At 69.0% G+C, this 8076-nt stretch carries 6 protein-coding genes and 1 pseudogene; 2 read left to right on the forward strand and 5 right to left on the reverse strand.

What is annotated here, in order from left to right:
• The 5 genes from AC27IQ_RS15810 to AC27IQ_RS15830 form a co-directional block, all read right to left on the reverse strand.
• Nucleotides 1-486: ABC transporter permease (locus AC27IQ_RS15810; RefSeq protein WP_487090026.1), on the reverse strand; the 486-nt coding region annotated here is incomplete at its 3' end.
• Nucleotides 483-1301, reverse strand: coding sequence for an ABC transporter ATP-binding protein (locus AC27IQ_RS15815; RefSeq protein WP_284426005.1), 819 nt, complete (start codon nt 1299-1301; stop codon nt 483-485). The genes AC27IQ_RS15815 and AC27IQ_RS15810, both read right to left, overlap by 4 nt.
• A gap of 206 nt (nt 1302-1507) precedes the next feature.
• Nucleotides 1508-2299, reverse strand: a complete 792-nt coding sequence (locus AC27IQ_RS15820) for an amino acid ABC transporter ATP-binding protein (protein WP_487090027.1) — start codon at nt 2297-2299, stop codon at nt 1508-1510.
• Nucleotides 2280-2933 carry an amino acid ABC transporter permease gene (locus AC27IQ_RS15825; RefSeq protein ID WP_272567580.1) on the reverse strand — a complete coding sequence of 218 codons (654 nt, stop codon included), beginning with the start codon at nt 2931-2933 and terminating at the stop codon, nt 2280-2282. Before AC27IQ_RS15825 ends, AC27IQ_RS15820 begins: the two co-directional genes overlap by 20 nt.
• 168 nt (nt 2934-3101) lie before the next feature.
• Nucleotides 3102-4313 carry an ABC transporter substrate-binding protein gene (locus AC27IQ_RS15830; protein WP_284398626.1) on the reverse strand — a complete coding sequence of 404 codons (1212 nt, stop codon included), beginning with the start codon at nt 4311-4313 and terminating at the stop codon, nt 3102-3104.
• 459 nt (nt 4314-4772) lie between these two features.
• On the opposite strand from AC27IQ_RS15830, the pseudogene AC27IQ_RS15835 reads away from it, so the two are divergent.
• Together AC27IQ_RS15835 and AC27IQ_RS15840 are read left to right on the forward strand one after the other, a co-directional pair.
• A pseudogene (locus tag AC27IQ_RS15835) lies at nt 4773-7138 on the forward strand (Tex family protein).
• Nucleotides 7139-7181: 43 nt separating this feature from the next.
• Nucleotides 7182-8006 (forward strand): HDOD domain-containing protein, encoded by an 825-nt coding sequence (locus tag AC27IQ_RS15840; RefSeq protein WP_272568586.1) that lies wholly within the window; start codon nt 7182-7184, stop codon nt 8004-8006.
• The last annotated feature ends 70 nt before the right edge of the window (nt 8007-8076 follow it).

The raw sequence follows: 8076 nt of genomic DNA on the forward strand, positions 1-8076 counted from the left end.
GAACACCGCGGCCAGCAGCGGCATGGTGAACACGCCGGCCCAGAAACGCGGCGCGAGGATGCGGCGCACCGGATCGACGGCCATCATTTCCATGGCCGAGAGCTGCTCGCCCGCGCGCATGAGGCCGATCTCAGCGGTGAGCGAGGTGCCTGCGCGGCCGGCGAACAGCAGCGCCGTGACCACCGGGCCCAGCTCGCGCACCAGCGACAGCGCCACCAGAAGGCCCAGCGATTCGGCCGAGCCGTAGCGCTGCAGCGTGTAGTAGCCCTGCAGGCCGAGCACGAAGCCCACGAACAGGCCCGACACGGCGATGATGGACAGCGAGTAGTTGCCCAGGAAATGGATCTGGTCGCGCACCAGCCCCGGGCGCTGCAGCGTGGGGCCGATCAGGGCCACCAGCCGGCCGAACAGGCGCGCCGCGCGGCCCACGCCGGCCAGATGGCTGCGCACCGCGAAGCCCACATCGGAGGGACGCCACCAGCTCATCGCGCACCTCCGGGGGTCGGGCCGAAATCCTGCGCCACGTCGGGGCCGGGGTAATGGAACGGCACGGGGCCGGTGGGCAGCGCGTGCACGAACTGGTGCACCAGCGGGTCGCGGCTGGCGCGCACCTCGTCGGGCGTACCCTGCGCGGCCACGGTGCCGGGGCCGAGCACGATCACGTGGTCGGCCACGCGGAAGGTCTCTTCCACGTCGTGCGAGACGATGAGGGTGGTCAGGCCCATGGCGTCGTTGAGCTGCCGGATGAGCTGGGCCGCCGTGCCGAGGGAAATGGGGTCGAGCCCGGCGAAGGGCTCGTCGTACATGATGAGTTCGGGGTCCAGCGCGATCGCCCGGGCCAGCGCCACGCGCCGGGCCATGCCGCCCGAGACCTGGCTGGGCATGAGGTCGCGCGCGCCGCGCAGGCCCACGGCATTGAGCTTCATCAGCACGATGTCGCGGATCAGCTCCTCGGGCAGGTCGGTGTGCTCGCGCAGCGGAAAGGCCACGTTCTCGAACACGCTCATGTCGGTGAACAGCGCCCCGAACTGGAACAGCATGCCCATGCGGCGCCGCGCGGCGTAGAGCGTGGCGGCATCCATGCGGCCCACGTCCTGGCCGCCGACCAGCACCTCGCCCTGCTGCGCCCGCTGCTGGCCGCCGATGAGGCGCAGCACCGTGGTCTTGCCGCCGCCGGAGGCGCCCATGAGCGCCGTGACCTTGCCGCGCGGCACGGACAGCGAAACGTCGCGCAGGATGTCACGCTCGCCGTACGAGAACGTCACGTTGCGCAGTTCGACCAGAAATGGGTGCTCAGGCATTCAGAGGGATGAAGAAGGGGACCAACCGGTGATTGTCGCGGGTCAGGGCAAACCCCGGGCATGCGATGGTAACGCAAACATACATGCATGGATGTTTGCAAAAATCCAGGGGGCAAGAATGCTCATTTTTCGATAGCGACATGCCTTAGTGATTATTGCCCTGGAAGCCGATTTGGCTTGGATTTTTACCGGCCACCCAATGCCGGTCAAAGCATGCTGCGAAGAAATGCCTGGGTGCGCGCATGTTGCGGATTTGCGAAAAACGCCGCCGCCGGGGCCGATTCGATCAGCTCGCCCCGGTCCATGAACACCACCCGGTGGGCCACCTCGCGCGCAAAGCCCATCTCGTGGGTGACGACCAGCATGGTCATGCGGTCGCTGGCCAGCTCGCGCATGGTGCGCAGCACTTCGCCGGTCAGCTCGGGGTCGAGGGCGGAAGTGGGCTCGTCGAACAGCAGGATGTCGGGCTCCATGGCCAGTGCGCGGGCGATGGCCACGCGCTGCTTTTGCCCGCCCGACAGCCGGCCGGGAAAGTGGTCGCGCTTGTCCGACAGGCCCACCTTGGCCAGCAGCGCCTCGGCGCGGACCACCGCGGCCTCGCGCGGCATGCCGCGCACCACCATGGGCGCCTCGATCAGGTTCTGCAGCACGGTCAGGTGCGGGAACAGGTTGAACGACTGGAACACCATGCCCATCTTGCGGCAGATGCCGCGCACACGGGCCTCGGGCACGTAGGTGCAGCGGCCCGCCGCGTCGGTGGTCGCCAGCGCCTCGCCCTCGATGGCGATGTGGCCGCTGTCGATGGTCTCCAGGTGGTTCAGGCAGCGCAGGAAGGTGCTCTTGCCCGAGCCCGAGGGTCCGATCACCGCCACCACCTCACCGCGCCCGAGGGTGAGCGATACATCGCGCAGCACCGGCGTGCCGCCGAAGGCCTTGTGCAGGCCGCGCGCCTCGATCATGGGCACCGCGCCCGCCGCGTCAAGCGTCGTGTCTGGCATAGCGTTTCTCCAGGCGCTGGAAGCCCCAGGTGAGCACCAGGGTCATGGTCAGATAAAAAGCCGCCGCCACGATGAACGGCGTGGTGGTGAAGTCGCGCTGCACGATGCCGCGCGCGGCGCGCAGCAGGTCGTTCAGGGCCAGCACGTAGATGAGGGAGGTGTCCTTGACCAGGGTGATGGTCTCGTTGCTCATGGGCGGCAGGATGCGGCGCACCATCTGCGGCAGCACGATGCGGCGCATGGTCTGGCCGTAGGTCATGCCGAGCACGCGGGCGGCCTCGTACTGGCCCCGGTCCACCGACTGGATGCCGGAGCGGAAGATCTCCGCGAAGTACGCCGCGTAGTTGAGCGCGAAGGCCACCACGGCGGCGGGAAAGTCCGGCAGCCGCACGCCGATGACCGGCACGAACGGCAGCGCGAAATAGATGAACAGCATCTGCAGCATGAGCGGCGTGCCGCGCATGAGCCAGATGTAGCCGTTGACCAGCGCCGACAGCGGTGCCAGCCGCGACACCCGCGCCAGCGCCAGTGCGAGCCCGAGCGGCACGGCCAGCACCAGCGTGATGGCGAAGAGCTTCAGCGTGACCGCGGCGCCCTGCGCCATCGGCCCCAGAAGGGAGAGAACGTAATCCATCTATGAGCTACGAGAGTCCATGGCTAAACGACTGCGGCCGGCAAGGCCTGCAGCCTGGGCAACTGGCGCGGCCCAAAGCCAGCGGCAGCCGCGCAAGGGCCGCCCCCGCCGCGCCGGCGGCGTCCCCCCCTCCGGGGGGAAGGCGCGAAGCGACTCAAGGGGGGGTGCTTATTTCATACCGCACTGGGCAGAGAACGCATCCCCATAGTTTTCCAGCACCGTCTTGATGGTCTTGTTGGTCACGCGGCCTTCGGCGTCCTTGCCGATGGTGCGCAGGTAGAAGTTCTGCACCGGGTAGTGGTTGTTGGCGTAGCGGAAGTTGCCGCGCACCGAAGGAAACTGCGCCTTGGCCAGCGCCTTGATCAATGCATCGCGGTCGGCCACCTTGCCGCCCACGGCCTTGACGGCCGAGTCCATGGCGGTGATCACGTCGAAGGCCTGCGCGGCGTAGATGGACGGGTAGCGCCCGCCGTATTCCTTGCGGAACGCGGCCACGAAGGCCTTGTTGGCCGGGTTGTCCAGGTCGTGCGCCCAGTGCGAGGTGTTGAACAGCCCCAGCATGGGTTCGCCCACGGCGCTGATGACGTCTTCGTCGGCCGAGAAGCCGCTGGTCACCAGCGTGATGTCCTTGGACAGGCCCGCGCCCACGAACTGCTTGATGAAGTTGATGCCCATGGCGCCGGGCAGGAAGAAGTACACGGCCTCGGGCTTGGCGGCGCGCAGTTGCGCCAGCTCGGTTGCGTAGTCGATCTGGCCGAGCTTGGTGTACATCTCGTCCACCACCGTGCCCTTGAACTTGCGCTTGAAGCCGTTGATCCCGTCCTTGCCGGCGGGGTAGTTGGGGGCGATCAGCACCATGCGCTTGAAGCCCCGGTCGGCCGCGAACTGGCCGGCGGCCTCGTGGTACTGGTCGTTCTGGTAGGCGGTGCCGAAGAAGTAGGGGTTGCACTGCGCGCCCGCCAGCTGGCTGGGGCCCGCGTTGTTCGACAGGTAGGGCACCTTGGCGGCGAACAGTGTGGGCGCCACGGCCAGCGCCACGTTGGAGGCGATGGGGCCGGTGAACAGGTCGATCTTCTCGCGTTGCACGAAGCGGTCCACCAGCTGCTTGGCCTGGTCGGGGCTGCCGGCCATGTCGGTCTGCACGAACTGCACGGGCTGGCCGCCCAGCTTGCCGCCCAGCTGCTTGATGCCCAGCGCGAAGCCGTCCCGCGCCTCGGCCCCCAGGGCGGCGAACGGGCCGGAGATGTCCAGCGCGATGCCCACCTTGATGGGGGTGGCCGCCTGCTGGGCCGCTGCCGGCAGGCCGGCGCAGGCGCCCAGGACCGCCAGGGCGGTGGCGCCGAGCCGGGTGCGAAGGGAAGTGCGGGAAATTCGTGCCATCGTCAGTCCTTCAATCGTCGATCAACCAAGGGGAAAACCAGCCGGGGCCGCTGCAGGCCGTGCCGTGCGTCGCCTGGCCGTCGCGGGGCCCTGCAGCCCCACTTCGGCCCGCGTTGCCGTGCCATGCACCGGGAACGTGCGCATCGCTGGGTGCGAAGGCGCCTTGCAGGCACGGAAAGCGGATGCCCGGGCTGTCCTGATGCAAGGGGCATTCCATGCAGCGGTGGTCGCCATCGCCGTCCGGTCCTGGGCGGGCGATGGGAGTGCCTGGGGATCGTACAAGCGCACCGGGCTGCCGCGCCTACAGGTCTTCCCTGGGATGGAATGTCGCCCGGTGCCGGCCGGGCCGCCACGCAAGGCACGGGGCAGGGGGGCGGTGCGGACTGAAACAAGGGCCGGGAAGGCCTGTGGCACACTCGCCCGCTTTTCCAAAGCCGAGCCCTCGGGCGCGTTTTCAGCATGCAGAAGATCATCCGGCAGATTGCCGCAGAAATCCGGGTCACCGAGCAGCAGGTGGCCTCCGCCGTCGAGTTGCTCGATGGGGGCGCCACGGTGCCCTTCATCGCGCGCTACCGCAAGGAAGTGACCGGTGGGCTGGACGACATCCAGCTGCGCGAGCTGGAGGCCCGCCTGTCGTACCTGCGCGAGCTGGAAGACCGCCGCGCCGCGGTGCTCAAGGCCATCGACGAGCAGGGCAAGCTGACCGACGCGCTGCGCGCCGCCATCGCGGGTGCACCGACCAAGCAGGAGCTGGAAGACCTCTACCTGCCCTTCAAGCAAAAGCGCCGCACCAAGGGCCAGATCGCCCGCGAGTTCGGCATCGAGCCGCTGGCCGACAAGCTCTTCGCCGACCCCACGCTGGACCCGGCCGCCGAGGCCGCCGCGTTCACCCGCCCCCCCGAGGTGCTGGACGATGGCAAGCCGGGTGCCGACTTTTCCACCGTGCCGGCCGTGCTCGACGGCGTGCGCGACATCCTCTCCGAGCGCTGGGCCGAAGACGCGGTGCTGGTGCAGTCGCTGCGCGAATGGCTGTGGGCCGAGGGCCTGCTGCGCAGCAAGAAGGTCGAGGGCAAGAACGAGGCCGATCCCGAGGTCTCCAAGTTCCGAGACTACTTCGAGTACGACGAGCCCATCGGCCGCGTGCCCTCGCACCGCGCGCTGGCCGTGTTCCGCGGCCGGGCGCTCGAAATCCTGGAGGCCAAGCTGGTCCTGCCCGTCGAGCCAGAGCCCGGAAAGCCCAGCATCGCCGAGGGCAAGATCGCCCTGCACTTGGGCTGGAGCCATGCCGGCCGCGCGGCGACGACCTGCTGCGCAAATGCGTGGGCTGGGCCTGGCGCGTGAAGCTGAGCCTTTCCACCGAGCGCGACCTGTTCGCCCGCCTGCGCGACGAGGCCGAGAAGGTCGCCATCAAGGTATTCGCCGACAACCTGCGCGACCTGCTGCTGGCCGCGCCCGCCGGCCCGCGCGTGGTGATGGGGCTGGACCCCGGCATCCGCACCGGCGTGAAGGTGGCGGTGGTGGATGCGACCGGCAAGCTGGTGGAGACCGCCACCGTGTTCCCGCACGAGCCGCGCCGCGACTGGGAAGGCTCGCTGCACACGCTGGCCAAGCTGGTCGAAAAGCACGGTGTGAACCTGATCGCCATCGGCAACGGCACCGCCAGCCGCGAAACCGACAAGCTGGCCGCCGACCTCATCAAACTGGCCGCCAAGGCCGAGCGCGCCATCGAGAAGGTGGTGGTGAGCGAGGCCGGCGCCTCCGTCTATTCCGCCAGCGAATACGCCTCGCAGGAAATGCCCGATGTGGACGTGAGCCTGCGTGGCGCCGCCTCCATCGCGCGGCGCCTGCAGGACCCGCTGGCCGAGCTGGTCAAGATCGACCCCAAGAGCATCGGCGTGGGCCAGTACCAGCACGACGTGAACCAGAGCGAGCTGGCCCGCACCCTGGGCACGGTGGTGGAGGACTGCGTGAACTCGGTGGGCGTGGACCTGAACACGGCCAGCGTGCCCCTGCTCAGCCGCGTGTCGGGCCTGTCGGGCAGCGTGGCCAAGGCCGTGGTGCGCTGGCGCGAGGCCAACGGCGCGTTCAAGAGCCGCCGCCAGCTCATGGAGGTGTCGGGCCTGGGCGCCAAGACCTTCGAGCAGAGCGCGGGCTTTTTGCGCATCCGCGGCGGCGAGAACCCGCTGGACATGACGGGCGTGCACCCCGAGACGTACCCCGTGGTCGAGCAGATCATGCAAAAGACCGGCAAGCCCGTGGCCGAGATCATGGGCCGCGCCGACATGCTCAAGACGCTCAAGCCCGAGCTGTTCGCCAACGAGAAGTTCGGCGTCATCACGGTCAAGGACATCCTGGGCGAGCTGGAGAAGCCCGGCCGCGACCCGCGCCCGGACTTCAAGGTGGCGCGCTTCAACGACGGCGTGGAAGACATCAAGGACCTGAAGGAAGGCATGGTGCTGGAGGGCACGGTGAGCAACGTGGCGCAGTTCGGCGCCTTCATCGACCTGGGCGTGCACCAGGACGGCCTGGTCCACGTGAGCCAGCTGAGCCACAAGTTCGTCAACGATGCGCGCGAGGTGGTCAAGACCGGCGACATCGTGAAGGTGAAGGTCATGGAGGTGGACGTGGAGCGCAAGCGCATCGGCCTGTCCATGAAACTCGATGCAGCGCCCCCGCGCAGCGGCGGCGAGCGGGGTGCGCCCCGCGACAACCGGTTCGAAGGGGCGGGGCGGGGCCAGCATGCGGCACCGCGCCGCAGCAACGAGCCCGCCCCCCCGTCGGCCATGGCCTCGGCCTTCGCCAAGCTGCAAGGTAATAAGCGGTAAAAGTTGCGTGGATAATCGCCGGAACCTTACTTCCGGCCGTTCCATGGAGCTCATCGCCCTGCTGGGGATTCCCGTCGCGCTGCCGAGCGTGCCGCGCGCGGTGGCGCTGCTGATGAACGAGCTGGCGGCGCCCGAGCCCAACCTGCGCCGCGTCACCCAGCTCTTCGGCACCGACCCGGCCATGGCCGCGCGGCTGCTGGAAGAGGCCAACTCCCCCACGTTCCAGGCCCAGCAGCAGATCAGCGGCATTCCCGAGGCGCTGTCGCTGTTGGGCGTGCAGCAGCTGCGCACGCTGGTGGCGTCCGCGCCGCTGGGCACGACCTCGCGGTCGGTGCCGGGCGTCAACCTGCAGCAGTTCTGGCGCTACAGCCTGCACACCGCCAAGCTGGCGCGGTCGCTGGCCGGCAGCGTGCACCACAACCAGATCGCGGCATACACCGCGGGCCTGCTCCACGGCGTGGGCGAGTTGCTGCTGCACCTGGGCAACCCGGACCGCGTGCAGGCCATCAACCGGCTGGTCGGCCCCTTCGATCCGCGCCGCTCCAAGCTGGAGCAGCGGCTGCTGGGCTACTGCTATTCGCAGGTGAGTGCCGGCATGGCGCGCCGCTGGCAGTTGCCGCAGGTGGTGGTGGATGCCTTGCAGTACCAGAGCGCGCCGTTCGAGAACAGCGTGTACGAGCCGCTGGCCGGCGTGCTGCACCTGGCCGCCTGGCGCGTGCGGGCCCGCGAGGCGGCGCTGGGCGAGAAGGAACTGGCGGTGTCCTTTCCCGGCGAGGTCGGGCTGGCGCTGGGGCTCGATATCGACATGGTGCTGCAGCAGGACCCGATCGACTGGACCGTGCGCCCCGACCCGGGCGACTACGTGTGAGCGCCGCGGCGCGCCGGTGCCCCGGCCGATGAAGGCGCTGCGCATCCACGCAGGGCCGCTGGCGCGGGCG

The organism is Acidovorax sp. KPB24-07, assembly GCF_057543315.1.